16 protein-coding genes, 1 pseudogene and 1 riboswitch are annotated in these 15,465 nt (G+C 55.5%); of the genes and pseudogenes, 2 read left to right on the forward strand and 15 right to left on the reverse strand.

Going from position 1 to position 15,465, the window contains the following annotated elements:
- Positions 1 to 174 precede the first annotated feature (174 nt).
- From scpB to ribD, 6 genes and pseudogenes are all read right to left on the reverse strand, one after another.
- A pseudogene (gene scpB / locus PCH01S_RS08985) lies at positions 175 to 777 on the reverse strand (SMC-Scp complex subunit ScpB); the annotation flags it as partial.
- Positions 746 to 1,528 (reverse strand): segregation and condensation protein A, encoded by a 783-nt coding sequence (locus tag PCH01S_RS08990; protein ID WP_042228538.1) that lies wholly within the window; start codon positions 1,526 to 1,528, stop codon positions 746 to 748. The gene PCH01S_RS08990 and the pseudogene scpB, both read right to left, overlap by 32 nt.
- Positions 1,529 to 1,625: 97 nt before the next feature.
- On the reverse strand, positions 1,626 to 2,096 hold the full coding sequence (gene ribH / locus PCH01S_RS08995; protein WP_009674421.1) for a 6,7-dimethyl-8-ribityllumazine synthase: 471 nt from the start codon (positions 2,094 to 2,096) through the stop codon (positions 1,626 to 1,628).
- 66 nt (positions 2,097 to 2,162) lie between these two features.
- Positions 2,163 to 3,386 (reverse strand): bifunctional 3,4-dihydroxy-2-butanone-4-phosphate synthase/GTP cyclohydrolase II, encoded by a 1,224-nt coding sequence (locus tag PCH01S_RS09000; protein WP_042228540.1) that lies wholly within the window; start codon positions 3,384 to 3,386, stop codon positions 2,163 to 2,165.
- A gap of 39 nt (positions 3,387 to 3,425) precedes the next feature.
- A complete protein-coding gene (ribE, locus tag PCH01S_RS09005) occupies positions 3,426 to 4,094 on the reverse strand; it encodes a riboflavin synthase (RefSeq protein ID WP_042228542.1) in 669 nt (222 codons plus the stop codon).
- Positions 4,079 to 5,218: a bifunctional diaminohydroxyphosphoribosylaminopyrimidine deaminase/5-amino-6-(5-phosphoribosylamino)uracil reductase RibD gene (gene ribD / locus PCH01S_RS09010; protein WP_042228543.1), complete on the reverse strand. Its 1,140-nt coding sequence runs from the start codon at positions 5,216 to 5,218 to the stop codon at positions 4,079 to 4,081. Before ribD ends, ribE begins: the two co-directional genes overlap by 16 nt.
- Positions 5,219 to 5,821: 603 nt before the next feature.
- A riboswitch (FMN riboswitch) is annotated at positions 5,822 to 6,002 on the reverse strand.
- A gap of 326 nt (positions 6,003 to 6,328) precedes the next feature.
- Here ribD and PCH01S_RS09015 point away from each other — a divergent pair.
- Positions 6,329 to 6,592, forward strand: coding sequence for a hypothetical protein (locus tag PCH01S_RS09015; RefSeq protein WP_042228545.1), 264 nt, complete (start codon positions 6,329 to 6,331; stop codon positions 6,590 to 6,592).
- 48 nt (positions 6,593 to 6,640) lie between these two features.
- Here PCH01S_RS09015 and PCH01S_RS09020 read toward each other — a convergent pair whose 3' ends face one another.
- The 5 genes from PCH01S_RS09020 to PCH01S_RS09040 form a co-directional block, all read right to left on the reverse strand.
- Entirely contained in the window at positions 6,641 to 7,072 is a 432-nt protein-coding gene (locus tag PCH01S_RS09020; protein ID WP_009674443.1) for a peptidylprolyl isomerase, read from the reverse strand.
- Positions 7,073 to 7,243: 171 nt separating this feature from the next.
- A complete protein-coding gene (gene lysA, locus PCH01S_RS09025) occupies positions 7,244 to 8,575 on the reverse strand; it encodes a diaminopimelate decarboxylase (RefSeq protein WP_042228891.1) in 1,332 nt (443 codons plus the stop codon).
- Between the two features lie 142 nt (positions 8,576 to 8,717).
- Positions 8,718 to 10,973 carry a spore germination protein gene (locus PCH01S_RS09030; RefSeq protein WP_042228547.1) on the reverse strand — a complete coding sequence of 752 codons (2,256 nt, stop codon included), beginning with the start codon at positions 10,971 to 10,973 and terminating at the stop codon, positions 8,718 to 8,720.
- Between the two features lie 18 nt (positions 10,974 to 10,991).
- Positions 10,992 to 11,411 (reverse strand): stage V sporulation protein AB, encoded by a 420-nt coding sequence (locus PCH01S_RS09035; RefSeq protein WP_042228548.1) that lies wholly within the window; start codon positions 11,409 to 11,411, stop codon positions 10,992 to 10,994.
- The gene (locus PCH01S_RS09040) at positions 11,408 to 12,046 is read right to left on the reverse strand and encodes a stage V sporulation protein AA (RefSeq protein WP_164977119.1); all 639 of its coding nucleotides are present in this window, start codon (positions 12,044 to 12,046) and stop codon (positions 11,408 to 11,410) included. Before PCH01S_RS09040 ends, PCH01S_RS09035 begins: the two co-directional genes overlap by 4 nt.
- 192 nt (positions 12,047 to 12,238) lie before the next feature.
- Here PCH01S_RS09040 and PCH01S_RS09045 point away from each other — a divergent pair, with 192 nt between their 5' ends.
- Positions 12,239 to 12,448 carry a DUF378 domain-containing protein gene (locus PCH01S_RS09045; RefSeq protein ID WP_042228551.1) on the forward strand — a complete coding sequence of 70 codons (210 nt, stop codon included), beginning with the start codon at positions 12,239 to 12,241 and terminating at the stop codon, positions 12,446 to 12,448.
- A 132-nt stretch (positions 12,449 to 12,580) separates the two neighbouring features.
- Here PCH01S_RS09045 and sigF read toward each other — a convergent pair whose 3' ends face one another.
- The 4 genes from sigF to PCH01S_RS09065 are packed head-to-tail and all read right to left on the reverse strand — an operon-like array spanning position 12,581 to position 15,441.
- Positions 12,581 to 13,336, reverse strand: a complete 756-nt coding sequence (gene sigF / locus PCH01S_RS09050; protein ID WP_009674438.1) for an RNA polymerase sporulation sigma factor SigF — start codon at positions 13,334 to 13,336, stop codon at positions 12,581 to 12,583.
- A gap of 12 nt (positions 13,337 to 13,348) precedes the next feature.
- Positions 13,349 to 13,795, reverse strand: a complete 447-nt coding sequence (gene spoIIAB, locus PCH01S_RS09055) for an anti-sigma F factor (protein WP_042228552.1) — start codon at positions 13,793 to 13,795, stop codon at positions 13,349 to 13,351.
- Positions 13,792 to 14,145, reverse strand: a complete 354-nt coding sequence (spoIIAA, locus tag PCH01S_RS09060; protein WP_042228554.1) for an anti-sigma F factor antagonist — start codon at positions 14,143 to 14,145, stop codon at positions 13,792 to 13,794. The genes spoIIAB and spoIIAA overlap by 4 nt, the downstream gene beginning before the upstream one ends.
- Before the next feature lie 36 nt (positions 14,146 to 14,181).
- A complete protein-coding gene (locus PCH01S_RS09065; protein ID WP_272509712.1) occupies positions 14,182 to 15,441 on the reverse strand; it encodes a D-alanyl-D-alanine carboxypeptidase family protein in 1,260 nt (419 codons plus the stop codon).
- Positions 15,442 to 15,465 lie beyond the last annotated feature (24 nt).

A 15,465-nucleotide genomic window follows, 5' to 3' on the forward strand; every position in this document is an offset into this window, starting at 1 on the left:
CAGTTCCGGCACTTCTGGAAAATCCCAATCGTTCGGTTCCGATGACGCAAAGTCGTCCGGTTCCCGAATAGAGGCGGGCTTCTCACCGTCATTTTCCAAGAACGTCAAGTCCTCCCCGTTGTCCGCGGACAAACCGGCATTCCTTGTATCCAGCTCGTCCAGCAGCTCCCGTCCCAAATCTTCGAAAGTAAGCTGGTCGGTTTCGTCCCCGTTCAATTTGTCAAAAAGAAGCTTCGTCTCTTCCTCAAGATCGAAATCGCCCACAAAAGCCGGTGACTCCGGCAAATCGTCGATCGAACTGAGGCCGAAGTATTCCAGGAAAGGCTTCGACGTTCCGTATAAAATCGGCCGTCCGATCGCTTCCGCGCGCCCCGTTTCCACAATGAGCTCCTTCGCCATAAGCGTATGAAGGGCCCGTTCGGATTTGACCCCACGGATTTCCTCGATCTCCACCCGTGTGATCGGCTGTTTGTAAGCGATGATAGACAACGTTTCAAGCGCGGCCTGCGATAAAGAGGAACGGGAAGGAGAATAGGCCAGCCGTTCGAAATAAGGCGCATGTTCCGGAACCGTCGTCATCTGGTAGGCACCGGCTACCCTCGTAATCTGAATGCCCCTGCCTCCGCGGCGCAGATCTTCCTGGAGCTCTTCGATAAGCTCGGTGACGATGTGCGCGTCCGTCTCCAGAATTTCGGCGAGCTGTTTCTTGTCCAGACCCTCGTCTCCCGCCACGAAAAGCAGTCCTTCAATAATCGATTTCATCTGTTGAAAGTCCATCCGTCAACTCTCCCTCTTTGGCCTGAATGACGATGTCTTCAAACAGCCGGTGCTGAAAGCATTGAATCTTTTTCATCTTCATCAGTTCCAATATTGCCAAAAACGTGACCACGATTTCCTCGCGGCTGCACTGCTTTTCGAAAAGCTTCGAGAACAGGAGCCGTCCGCCTTTATTGCGCAGAAGCTCCACCAGATCCGTGATCCGGTCCTTAACGGATATTTCGTCCCGGCGGATTTTGGTGACCTGGTTGCGGTGCACCATCTTTCGGAGCGTCCGCTGGAAGGCCAGCATCAAGTCATTGACGTCCAGCCCTTTAACGGGATTCTCCTGCACCTGGGGTACGTAGGGGGTCAAGTCCTCTGGCTCGCGCGTGAACACGAGGCTCCGCTCCACTTCCTTGTCGCGCAGCAGATCGGCAATCGCTTTGTACTTGCGGTATTCGATCAGCTTCTGCACGAGTTCGGCCCGAGGATCGAAGTCGTCCTCTTCGTAATAATCGAAGTCCAGATCGAGTACGGGAGGCTTCGGCAGCAGCATTTTGCTCTTGATCGCCAGCAACGTGGCGGCCATGACCAGAAATTCGCTCGTCACTTCCAGCTCCAGCTCATGCATGGCCTGGACATATTCCATGTACTGCTCCGTAATGTCCTTGATCGGGATATTGTAAATATCGACCTCGGACTTATCGATCAAGTGAAGCAGCAGGTCGAGCGGCCCTTCGAACGCTTCAAGTTTATACAGCATTTTCATGAATCTGCTCTCCCAAAAAAAGATCCCCGTCCTAAGTGGCCGGGGCTCCGAATCGCTTGCTAAGCGCTGTAGGGAGGCGCGAGCTTAAAAACCGCGGTCAGCCCTGCAGCTGCTTCGTAAGATTAGCCATTTCTATCGCGGTAACGGCGGCATCCCAGCCTTTGTTGCCCGCTTTCGTACCGGCCCGTTCAACCGCCTGTTCGATGGAGTCGGTCGTCAAGACTCCGAAAATAACCGGAACACCCGTTTTTAATGAAATGGCGGAAACGCCCTTGGCCACTTCGTTGCAAACATAATCAAAGTGAGGCGTAGAGCCGCGAATAACGGTTCCCAGCGTAATGACGGCGTCGTATTTGCCGGTTTCCGCCAGTTTTTGTGCAATCAGAGGAATTTCGAATGCGCCCGGTACCCAGGCGACTTCGACTTCGGTATCTTCCACTCCGTGGCGCTTCAGCGCGTCGAGCGCTCCGCCCAGCAGCTTGGACGTAATGAATTCATTGAAACGGCCCACAACGATGCCGTATCTTTGTCCTTGGGAAATCAGATGACCTTCATAATTTTTTACCACAATAACCGACTCCTTCTAGTATACAAATTGATGACGCAGATAAAAAGAGATTTTTAGAAAAAAGCATCAGTTTGGATCAAATTGGAGCAAATGACCGAGCTTTTCCTGCTTGGTATGCAGATATCTGGCATTATCTTCATTATGCGGCATCTGGATCGCGACTCTTTCGACGACCTCCAGTCCATAGCCTTCCAAACCTTTGATCTTGCGAGGATTGTTCGTAAGCAGGCGAATTTGACGGATTCCAAGATCTTTCAGAATCTGGGCCCCTACTCCGTAGTCGCGCAGATCGGGAGCGAATCCCAGCTTCACGTTCGCTTCGACCGTATCGAGGCCTTCTTCCTGCAGGACGTAAGCCTTAAGCTTGTTGATAAGTCCGATGCCGCGCCCTTCCTGGCGCATATAAAGCAGCACGCCCGCTCCCGCGTCGTTTATCTGCTGCAGAGCGGCAGCAAGCTGGGGACCGCAGTCGCAGCGGTGGGAGTGGAACACATCCCCCGTCAGACACTCGGAATGTACACGCACCAGCGTCGGGACCGAGGCGTCTATCTCCCCTTTGACAAGCGCGACATGCTCCTTCTCATCCAACTGGTTTGTATACGCGATGGCCTGGAACGTGCCGAAATCCGTCGGCAGCTTCGCCTCCACTTCGCGTTTGACCAGGTTCTCCTTTTCGCTGCGGTAATGGATAAGGTCTTTGATCGTAATGATCTTCAGCCCGTGAGTGCGGGCGACTTCCATCAGATCCGGAACCCGCGCCATCGTCCCGTCTTCCTTGATCACCTCGCAAATAACCGCCGCGGGATACGAACCGCTCATGCGGGCCAGGTCGACGGCCGCCTCCGTATGGCCCGCGCGGCGCAGGACGCCGCCTTTTTTCGCAATGAGAGGAAATATGTGCCCCGGCCTGCGGAAATGAAGCGGCTTCGCTTCCGGATCAATGAGAGCCCGGATCGTCAGGGAGCGCTCGTGGGCGGATATCCCCGTCGTCGTCTCCGCATGATCGACAGACACTGTAAAAGCCGTCCCGTGATAATCGGTATTCCGGGATACCATGGGAGGCAGGTCCAGTTCCTGCGCCCGTTCCTCCGTGATCGGGGCGCAGACGAGTCCGCGGCCTTCCTTGATCATGAAATTGATAACCTCGGGCGTCGTTTTGTCGGCCAGAGCGATAAAATCGCCTTCGTTCTCGCGGTCCTCGTCGTCCACGACAATAATGATTTTCCCTGCGGCCAGGTCGTTGACCGCTTCTTCGATCGAATGAAACGAATAGGTTTCTGTCTCTGTCATTGTGTTCCCTCCTTCAAAAAAATATCGTCCGGCTTGCCGTCAGAAAAATCCGTTCTCCGCCAGAAACTTCTCGGTCAGCCCGCCCTGCCCGGCGCGGGAAGGAGTCCTCCCGCCCGAACCTGTGCGGAGCAGCTTTTCTATATATTTCCCAAGCACGTCGCATTCGATATTCACGCTGTCACCGGGTTGTTTGTCCTGCAGAATCGTTTGGGACAGGGTGTGCGGAATGATCGAAACGGCAAACGCGCTGTCAGTCACGTCTATAAGTGTAAGCGAGATTCCATCGATCGTGATGGAACCGCCCGCGATCATGTAGCGGAGGATAGCATCGTCGTCCGGCTCCAGCCGGTAGACGACCGCATTCTCCTCGGGAGTTCTCGCCCGGATTCGGGCGGTCCCGTCCACGTGGCCCTGCACGAGATGGCCGCCGAAACGGCCGTTCGCCGGCATCGCCCGTTCCAGGTTGACGCGCGCTCCCGTCTGAAGCGAGGCCAGGTTCGTTTTGCGGTACGTCTCCGGCATGACATCGACGGAAAAGGTCTCCTTGTCATAGGCGACGACGGTCAGACAGACGCCGTTGACGGCTATACTGTCGCCGAGCTTTACATCTTCCAGCACCAGGCCGGCGCCGAGGGTCAGGACCATCGCCTGGCCCTGCTTGTGTATGCGGCGCATCACGCCGATTTCTTCGATTAATCCGGTAAACATGATGAAGCCTCCTTCTCGGCGTACTGCGGGTAACCCGTGAGACAGACGTCTTCGCCGACGGTCTCGACGGTCATCCGCGCCAGCCGGATCGCCTCGCTCATGCGGCCGAATCCGGCGAACGCCGCGTTGTCCGGCGCCTCCGGCCCGCCGCCGATCCATTTCGGGGCGAAAAACAGCACCGCCTTGTCCACCAGGCGGTTCTCCAGCATCGCCCCGCTGAGCCGTCCTCCGCCTTCCAGGAGGACGGAGGGCACCTCCCGCTCGCCCAGCAGCCGCATCGCGAGCGGAAGATCGACGTGCGGGCCGCTGCCGCACGCCAGCACTTCGGCGCCGAGGGCTTCAAGCGCTTCGCGCTTGGCGGGATCGGCGCCGTCGGTGGTCAGGATGAGCGTCGGCCGCTCATCCTGCTGCCGCAGCACCCGCGCGGACAGCGGCGTCCGGAGCTGCGAATCGACTACGATTCGCAGCGGGTGGAGCGCCGGCACGGACAGCCGGGTGGTCAGCTCGGGATCATCGGCAAGCACAGTGCCGATGCCGACCATGATCGCGGCGTGGCGGTGCCGCATCGCGTGGACGAGCTCGCGGGCGGGCGCGCCGGTGATCCACTTGCTGTCGCCGGTTTTGGCGGCGATCTTGCCGTCGAGCGTGCTCGCGGATTTCATCGTGACGAAGGGCAGGCGCGTCACGATGAACTTGCCGAACGCCTCGTTCAAGGCGTTCGCCTCGTCCGCGAGCAGACCGGCTTCCACGTCGATGCCCCGGCTCCGCAGTCTCGCGATTCCCGATCCCGCCACAAGCGGGTTCGGGTCTACGGATGCGACGACGACCCGGCGGATGCCGCTCTCGATGAGCCGGTCGCTGCACGGGGGCGTCTTGCCGTAATGGCTGCACGGCTCCAGCGTGACGTAAGCCGTGGCGCCTTCGGCTTCGCGGCCGGCCATCTGCAGCGCGAGCACTTCCGCGTGGCCCTCGCCCCGCTTCAAATGGGCGCCCATGCCGACAATGCGGCCGTCCTTGACGACGACGCAGCCGACGACGGGATTGATGCCCGTCTGTCCGAGCGCCGCCTGGGCCATTTGCAGCGCCAAGCGCATGTAAGTTTCGTCCTGCAGAGGGTGAAGCATGAGCGGTCTCCTTTCTTTCAGGGAGGGGCCCAAGACAGGTTCTTCTTGTGTAAGCATCCGTCAAGTTTGCCGGCTTTGGCGTCCTAACGTCCTGGCATCTTGATGCCGCACTCGTCCTAACGTCCTTACCTCTTGGCGTTATGATGTCCTGTTATGATGCCCTGTCGTCCTGTCCCAGCCGTCTTGTCGCCTGTTTCTAGTCTCTCCCGTTTCGGCCAAAATGTTGAACCTGAAAAAGCCCCTGTCCGTTTCGGACAAGGGCGGTTGGTTGGAATAGCAAGAACGCGCGTGAAGCCAGTCTGCGGGTACGGGAAAGTACCTCCGACCCCTCAATGAGGACGGATACGGGATTCTCCGGCAGGTATGCCAAAGAAACATGCTGTTACCGGACATTCGGATCTTGCTTGCAGAAAGGACGTTATCGGAAATAACGGCAGTGGAAAGATGCATAAGTTAAGGCCGCGACGGCTCACCGTCCGGTCTCGTCTCTGCAAATGAACTTCAGAGCACAAATAAGCCGGCCAAACCAGGCCGCGTATGTACCTAAAAAAGCCCTTTCTGCGCGAATGCAGGTAAAGCTGCGTATGCAGACTGAATCGTTTCGTTCTCCTTCTCCCATCCAGACTTTAACTGTCGGTCTCGGACTTTCACCAAGTCAGCCGGTTGTCCTGCGTTCGAGCGCTTAAAAACAGACAAACCGGGTCACGGACTGAGCTGCAGACCAGATAACCGGTACTGCGGCAACACCGCCGGTAGGGACTTTCACCCCGCCCCGAAGGATTGATTCAATCTTATTCGATTGTTGACTGAATAGTACCACTGTCATTTCCAAATTGCAAGTGTCAAATTGACTAGTCCGGTCGGAAAACAGTATAAGCAGGGCCAAATCGGGGAAAGGCTGGATAAGGTCTGTCATTGGGATGTCATGCGAAACGAATGCGTAATAAACGCGGAATGAACGCGGAACGGGTCTCAAATGAAGGAAAGATATGTGCCCCACCTAAATGGAGATGACAGCGAGGGACAGAAGGGTATTCAGCCATCCCGATACTCAAGCTAGTACCGGGAAAACCCGGACGATCGTCTTATACGAAAGGGAAGCCAAAATAGATGAAAAGGAACTCAGACTTTTCCCGAAAGGGCCTAAAGACGGCCAAAAATACGGCGGCTGTCGGCCTCGCAAACCTCTATCCTTGCAAATCTGACGCGATTCCCGTTATTGTGCGCGGCCATGTACTCGATGAAGGATTGGCAGTCAGCAAATGGGATAAAGCGCGCCTCTGGGACGAACTCGATAAAGCCGGTGTAGATTCCCTGCTGGACGTTGCGTACGCGGAAATACGCCGCGATGCCCTGATCCTGAAAAGCCCCTGACCAGCCGCTTGTTACAGCAGTTGTCCAGGGGCTTTTTGGGGGAGGCCATTAAACTTCTACGATTTCAACTTTCTCCATCGTGTCGCGGCCTTTGAATGCGTCCACATATTCCATACCTTTGGTTACTTTGCCGAAAACCGTGTGCTGGCCGTCAAGATGCGGCTGCGGCTGGTAGCAGATGTAGAACTGGCTGCCACCTGTATTGCGGCCGGCGTGTGCCATAGCAAGCGTGCCGCGCTCATGCTTGTTCGGGTTGATTTCGCAGTCGATCGTGTATCCGGGACCGCCGGTGCCGGTGCCTTGAGGGCAGCCGCCTTGGGCTACGAAGCCCGGGATAACGCGGTGGAAATTAAGTCCGTTGTAGAAACCGGAATTAGCCAGTTTCTCGAAGTTTGCCACCGTGTTCGGGGCATCCTTTTCAAAGAGGTCGATCAGCACTTCGCCGCCGCCTGCCATTGTGATTTTCGCTTGTTTTGCCATGTGGGACACTCTCCTTTTATGTATCGGTTGCTGCTTAGATTGCGGGGTTCATGATTGTGAAAGCAATCACTCTCATTGTACTCCATATTGGATGGATGTACAAATAAACAAGCCGGAGGCAGCCCTCCGGCTTGTCAGCCGTTTCCGGGAAATCATCCTGAAACTCTGAAATCAGCGGACCGACTGAATTTGTTTCATCCGTTCCGGCACGACATCGTTGCGGACCAGATCTTCGTACGTTTCGCGTTTGACCGCCATGTCGGCCATTCCGTCTTTTACGAAAACGACGGCGGGTCTGCGAATCCGGTTGTAGTTGCTGGCCATGGAGTAATTGTACGCTCCCGTACTGGCAACGGCCAGTATATCTCCCGTCTGCACGAGAGGAAGCTCCACGTCCCAGATCAGCATATCGCCGCTTTCGCAGCACTTGCCCGCGATGGAGACCGTTTCCTGAGACGGTTCCGAAGCCCGGTTCGCCAGCATCGCTTCGTACTGGGACTGGTATAGGGCCGGACGTGGATTATCCGTCATGCCCCCGTCAACGGAAACATATTTGCGAACGCCCGGAATATCCTTGTGCGTTCCTACGGTGTACAAAGTCGTTCCGGCATCGCCGACGATACTCCGGCCGGGTTCGATCCAGATCTCCGGCATTGGATAAGAAACGGCCTCGAAGCGGGTTTTGACCGCTTCCGCGATCGCTTCGACATAGGTCGACATCGGCAGAGGCGTGTCGCCTTCCACATAGCGGATTCCGAAGCCGCCGCCCAGATTGATGACCGAGAAAACCACGTTCAGTTCATCCCGTACCTGCGAGGCGAACTGGGCCACCTTCTCGGCTGCCACCCGGAAACCTTCGACCTCGAAAATTTGCGATCCGATATGGGAATGAACGCCGAGCAGAAGCAGATGATTCGCCGCGGCGGATTCTTGGACCGCTTCGAAAGCGGCCCCGTTCCCAAGGTCGAATCCGAATTTCGAATCGATTTGGCCGGTGGAAATATATTCGTGCGTATGGGCTTCGACGCCCGGTGTTATTCTCAGCAGAATCGGTACGCGCTTGCCTTTCGAGCCCGCAATCGCATCCAGCATGCGGAGCTCCGTGAAATTGTCGACCACGAAACAGCCGATTCCGGCGTCAAGCGCCATTTCGATCTCGGCCGGCGTTTTGTTGTTGCCGTGGAAGTGAATGCGCTCGGGAGGAAAACCCGCCTGCAGCGCCGTAAACAATTCCCCGTCGGATACGACATCCAAGGATAGTCCTTCTTCAGCTATGATGCGGCACATCGCCATGACACAGAACGCTTTGCTTGCGTAAGCAACCTGAAATTTTAACCCGGACGCCTGAAAAGCATCGACAAACTCGCGGCAGCGTCTGCGAACGAGCGCCTCATCCACAACATATAACGGTGTTCCATAGCGGGCGGCCAGTTCCGTGGTATCCACACCGCCGACTTCCAAATGGCCTAGAGCATTAACTCGGCTTGTTCCATGAAGATGCATCGTCCGTTTCCCCTCTTCGTTATCCGTATCCATGACTGCTTCCGTCTTGTTTCTCTATTACATTATTAACTAAAGTAACACAATGTCACTTAGCTGACAATACAACTTTCGCAGAAGGAGACAAGCCGGATAGGACGCGCTGTCATTCGGGCGCAGGCTGACGGGTTCCGTCTTTGGAACGCGTGATGCTGAGCCTTGTTTTGTTCTTCAGAACCGGCAGACGGAACAAGATGTTCATCAGCCCCATCGCATTGAACGGAAGGAAAGGCCACATGTACGGAGCCGTGTGCGAACGCTGGAGGGACAGGAACATCAGCCATACCGTAGTCGCGATGACCAAACCCGGAACTTTGAAGAGCGCCACTGAAAACAGCAGGATAAGCCGGACGATCCGGTTGGCTAAACTCAGCTCGTAGCTGGGGGTGGCGAACATGCCGATCGTCGCGATTGAAATGTAGAATATAATTTCATTCGTGAACAGCCCCGTTTTAACGGCAATGTCTCCGATGAGAATAGCCGCGACCAGCCCCATCGCAACGGATAAAGGCGTCGGCGTATGGACCGAAGCCATCCGCATCAGATCGATCCCGAGTTCGGCCAGAAGAAACTGGATGAGAACCGGAATTTGGCCCGGATGCTGCGGTCCGATAAACTCCAGGCCGGTCGGTTTGAGACCGGGTTCCAGTACCATCAGATACCAAAGCGGCAGAAGAAACAACGACGCCAATATCCCCAGAAAACGGACCCAGCGCAGATAGGAACCGATAATCGGAAGCTGCCGGTACTCTTCCGCATGCTGGAGATGATGGAAGAACGTCGACGGCATGATCATGACACTCGGCGAAGTATCGGACATCAAGATAACGTGTCCCTCCAGCAGATGGGCGGCAGCCACGTCAGGCCTCTCCGTGTAGCGAACCAGCGGATACGGGTTCCAGCCTTTCGCTACGATCGCTTCCTCCAACTGTTTCTCGGCCAGCGGAATTCCGTCAAGTTCCACGCTCTTGACTTTGTCACGAATGGCCTCAACCAGCTTCGGATTCGCGATATCTTCGATATAACCGATGCAGATATCGGTGCTGGTCCGCTTCCCCACCTGCATAATTTCGGCCCGCAGTTTCGGATCGCGCACCCTTCTTCTCACAAGCGCCACGTTCGTCATCAGCGTTTCCACGAATCCGTCCCTGGAGCCGCGCACGACTCGCTCGAGGTCAGGCTCTTCTGTCGAACGGACGGGGAAGTTTTTGGCGTCGATGGCGAGCGCCGTCTTTTCGCCTTCGATAAAAACACCGGTCGCCCCGGCCATAACCTGGCCGATGACTTCTTTCATCGTCTGGTACGGCGACACTTGGATGTGCGGAATGAGATATTCTTTGAGGCTCTCGGCCGGATTTTGCTCCATCGCAGCGTGATCCGCGTAACTTAGCCGGTCCAGGACCATCGTGAGAACCTGGTCTTTGGCCAGTCCGTTTACGTAGTAAAAGCCGACCCGGATCGAGCCGAACACCATCTCACGCAGCACAAGGTCAAACGATGTCCCCAGGCCCGAACGCTCTTCCAGCATATCCTTGACTTCCTGCATCGAGAGCGGGATCGGGTCGTCCACCGGCTTCGATTCATCGCCATTCGACGGCCCCTTGCCTTTCTGGCCTTGTTTATCCCCCTTGCCGCCGGAAGCCTGCTTCTGCTGCCCGGTGCTCTCGCTGCGTCTGACATCTGCCGCGGCGCTATGGTCTTCGGCGTTCGCCCGCTGTTCCCCGCCGCCTTGATCCGAAGCCGAGCGCTTCCGGGAGAAAGAAGCTTGAATTGGCCCCTTGTTCCCATCCCGCAACAGCTTCTTGATCCCGAAAGCGTCTTCTTCCATCAAGCCCGCGGAACGGTCCTGCTCCTTGCTTCCGCTTTCACGGCCCTGGGATTCTTGCTGGGATTCTTCCGGGGATCGCAGTCCGGCTGCCCGGAAGCCTTTTCTTGCCGCGGACCCTTTCCCGGATCGGGCAGCGCCGCCTGATGAGTCGTCACGGGTTCCGGTTCGTAATCCGGCGTCGGCTGCGTCGTCTCCTGTTTCACGCCGGGATTCGTCCGGTTTTCCGGCTCTTTGCGCCGGTTCCTGCCTTGCCCGTCCGGGCTCTTCTTTTTCCGGAGTCTCTTGCGGGGCATTCGCCCGGCTTTGCAGCTGATCCTCACGCCCAGTATTCCCCGCGTCTTCGTTCAGCTCCGTACCCGATGGAGTATTCTCCTCCATCTCCGGAGCGGCAAAAACGTTGCCTTCCTCATCGATCTGGAGGGCGGGTGCTTTAGATCTGTCATCGGCGTCGGCGCCGGAACCGGAAACTCCCCCCGCCCCCCCATGCCTGTGGTCTTTATCTTTCACCATCATCTTACCGATCAACTTCTTCATGCATACTCCTCCTCAGCCTCAATAAATAAACCATTCGAACAAGGAGCCCAGAACCTTGCCTGCGATCATGGCCATGAGCAGCCATACCATATAAGACGTCATGCCCACCCGTTTGGCGAGAACCGGCAGGACATTGATGATTTCCGTCAGGGCCGCGGACAGCATGCCTATAAACGCTCCCGCAAACAACCCGAAAACACCGGTCCACCAGACAGGAACGGACAACGTCCAGTTAAAGAAATCCATCACGGTAAAAACCAGCGAACCCGCAATGACCGCGATCTCGCAGCTGCGGATGCGGTTTTGAGCCCGGCTTACCTGAAGCAGCCGCGGTATGATATCCAGCACTAGCAGGAAAGCCACCATCCCGCTTCCGACCGCGATACCTCCGGCAAGTCCTGTCACGACCGCAGCAGACCAGCCCAGCAGCGTGATCATGGGGAAGACTCTCGCTTCTCGCGGTTTAAAGACTGGTATTCCTCGGCAATCGTATAACGGTCGATATTTTCCTGATAGGTAAACATCTCGACTTCGAGCGGGCTCGGCTCTTCGTTGAATTTTTTCTTGAAAAAATGATTAAAAAAGACCGCCATGCCGATTCCGATACCAAGCGAATACGGAATTTGCAGAAACAGCGGATGCTCGGTCTTTTTGCCGGTTACAAGCTCATACACCCGCTGATGCACCTCCAGCATGCTGACGTCCGCATGAAAATTCATAATCGTAAGGCCCGACCCGATAAAAAGCAGAACCCAAACCGCCGCGAGAAACAATAGATTAGGTTTACGAGTACCGGAGTCGATCTCCACGAGCGTATGCGGCTCGCCGAAATGTTCAATCTGCAAATTAGGGTGCACGTTTTTGACAGCCGCCACGATGCTGAGCATATCGATCAGAATACGGTTGCCGTCTTTGACTTTCGGTTGGACCAGAACAAGCCCCCGAAGCGTGCTTTCGTACGCGGGCTCGACGATCATCTGGGCGACCCTCCCCAAGGTGACCGGTTCCCGTGCGGGTACCCGTATTCTGCGGCGCAAGCGGATATAGAGACAGGCGTCTGCGGTTTGATTCAACCCTCATCCCCCCAAAAACATCCTTTTGCCAGTAGTATGCGGCGTATTCGGCAAAATCATCCAAGGAACAGTTCCCAAACTTTGTACGCGATGATTTCCCCGTTTAAAATCCCGCCATGAATAAAAAATTCCCGCCGTGGAACATTAGGAACGAACAAGTTTTTTCAACTTTCAAACAGGTGGTGAACACCCATGTCTCGAATTGCTCTTACCCTGATTATCGTAGGCGCGCTGAACTGGCTCCTCGTAGGTATCTTCGAGTGGGATCTGGTATCCGCGATTTTCGGCGGCGAAGTGCACCGCACCTCTTCCGCCTTCAGCCGTATCATTTATACATTGGTCGGATTGGCGGGCATTTACAGCCTTTCGTTCTTCTTCCGGGACGATGCGTCCGTACGCTAGCCGGGCATTTCCCCCGGCCCTTCTCCGGAGGGAAATCGGGGACAGGTCCACGAAACGTTTCAGCTCCCGGCGGGCGGACGATTCGTGGATTTTTTCGCGTCCGCTCCGGCAAAAAGTAAAAAGACCAGAACGCTATTGAGCGATCTGGTCTTTTATGGATTGCAAGATTTTTTTCTCCAGCCTGGATACCTGGACCTGTGAAATACCGAGCCTGCTGGCGACCTCCGACTGAGTCTGATCCCGGAAATACCGGAGATACACGATCAGCCGCTCCCGTTCGTTTAGAGCGCCGATGGCTTCGTTAAGAGCCAGCTTCTCGAACCATTTATCCTGGGTTTCGTCGGCGATCTGGTCCATCAGGGTGATGGGGTCCCCATCGTTCTCAAAAACCGTTTCATGGATCGAGGAGAGCGGCTTACTCGCCTCCTGGGCGAAGACGACTTCCTCCGGCGTAATCCCCAGCGCATCCGCGACCTCCTTGATCGTCGGAAGGCGGTTCATGCCTTTGGAGAGCTCGTCCTTGGTCTTGCGGATTTTGCTGGCCAGTTCTTTAAGCGATCGGCTGACTTTCAGCGTTCCGTCATCACGGAGAAACCGCTGGATCTCTCCGATAATCATCGGAACCGCATAGGTCGAAAATTTCACATCGTAGGACAAATCGAACTTGTCCACCGATTTGAGCAGTCCGATGCAGCCGATTTGAAACAAATCCTCGGCTTCGTAGCCGCGGTTCAGAAAACGCTGAACGACGGACCAGACGAGCCGGATGTTAGAGTTAACCAGCCGTTCCCGGGCGAGCGAATCTCCCGATTGGCTGAGTGCGATCAAACGCTTGACTTCACTGTCATCCAGGAAACTGTGCGAGGAACCTTTCAAATCGACATCCATCGTATCAAACCCCTAGTTTACCAAAGCTTTTTTGGATTCAATTCTTTTCTTCATCCGGATGCGGGTGCCGGTACCGACTTCGGTAACCACGTCGACCTCATCCATAAAGTTTTCCATAATGGTAAATCCCATTCCGGACCTTTCCAGCTCCGGCTTGGATGTATACAGCGGCTGCTTGGCTTCTTCCAGATCTTCGATACCCGCTCCGTTGTCTTCCACCGTGATATAGACCTCATCGTCCACGATTTCCGTCATGATCGTTACGACTCCGTCGGGTTTATTGTCATAGCCGTGGATAATGCAGTTCGTTACCGCCTCCGAAATGACGGTCTTGATATCCGTCAACTCGTTCATGGTCGGATCGAGCTGGGAGATAAACGAAGCAACGGCGACACGCGCGAAAGCTTCATTCTCGGACTTGCTGGCGAATTGGAGCTTCATGAAATTCGATTCGCTCATAACGCGACCTCCAGACTGGAGATAGCGGATCTCTCGTTGTCTTCAATCGTTATGATCTTGAACATACCCGATAACTCGAACAAGCGGTAAACTTCAGGCGAGATGTCGCAAACCACCATACGGCCGCCCTTGCCCGTAATCTGCTTGTAGCGCCCGAGAATGACACCCAGACCCGAGCTGTCCATGAAGGAAAGATCCTTCAGACTCAAAATGAGGTGCTTGGTATCCTGCCGGAAAATGGCATCTTCCATGCGGGTTTTGACCACATCGGCCGTATGGTGATCCAGTTCCCCTTTCAGACGAACGACCAGCGCTTTACTTCTGTGCTCAAATTCGATTTGCAAACTCATGTGCCATGTCACTCCTTCCCACATGACTCACAAGTTCTACAATCCCTTTGGCATTTCCTGCCTGCTGACAAAACTAGAAGAAAAGCGCCAAAAGCTCTTCGGAAGCGGGAAAATGCGACTTTGTTCTCCGCCGAACAGACTGCGCGCCGACCGCTTCATCAGGGTCCACCAGCCGGCTTTTTTGACATCGGCGGGAGACTCGATCGGGTACTCCGTCAGCACTTCGTTGTTCTTGTACACCACGATTTTGCCGATAGGCTGCCCTTTGGCGATCGGCGGCTTCAGATCCTGATTGAGCTGGAGCTCGTGGCGGATTCCTTCTTTGCTTTCGCCCTTTTTCATCAGAATGCTGTAAGAACGCGTTGCGGTCAGTGGCACCGAAGCGACATCGCCCTTGCTGATCTTAAGCTCTCCCAGGGCGTCTCCGGCTTTGAAAATCGGGAAATTGCTGTACTGGGCAAACGCGTAGTCGAACAGCTTCGTCACTTCTGCATTGCGGGTCTTCGTGTTCGGTTCTCCGAGCACGACGGCAATCACGCGAAACCCGTCGCGGGCGGCGGTTGCCGACAAGCAGAACTTCGCTTCGCTCGTATAGCCGGTCTTCAAGCCGTCGGCTCCCGAATAGAAACGGACGAGCTTGTTTGTATTGACGAGCCAGAAAGGTTTCGCGGAATCTTTCCGCAGATGGTCCTGATAGCTGCCGGTAAACTTCGTGATGCCGGTATGTTTGAGAAGTTCCCGCGACATAATCGCGATATCGCGCGCGGAGGTATAATGATTTTCCGTCGGCAGTCCGTTGCAGTTCGAGAAATGGGTGTTGTTCATTCCGAGCTGCTTGGCGCGCTCATTCATCATCGCGACGAAGTTTTCCTCCGAGCCCGCCAGCTTCTCGGCCATCGCCACGGACGCATCGTTCCCCGAAGCCATCGCGATACCCTTGAGCATTTCTTCAACGCTCATCTCTTCGCCGGGCTCCAGGAAAATCTGCGAGCCGCCCATCGACGCCGCATATTCACTGGTGCTTACCTTATCCGTCATCTTGATTTTTCCGCTCTCTACGGCTTCCATGATGAGAAGCATGGTCATAATTTTCGTGATACTGGCCGGCGGAAGCTTGGTATCCATGTTTTTGTTCACAATAATTTCGCCAGAATCCGCATCCATTAGAACTGCCGATTGCGCACTGGGAGTGAGATCAACCTGCTGAGGCTTCTCCTCCTTAGCCCATACGGCCGGTCCGGCTGCGGACAGCAGCAGACTCAGCGCCAGAACCGCACAGCTCATTTTCTTCCACATCGTCTTCTACCCCTCCTGCTCAAC

This window comes from Paenibacillus chitinolyticus NBRC 15660, assembly GCF_000739915.1.
Lineage (GTDB): Bacteria > Bacillota > Bacilli > Paenibacillales > NBRC-103111 > Paenibacillus_F > Paenibacillus_F chitinolyticus.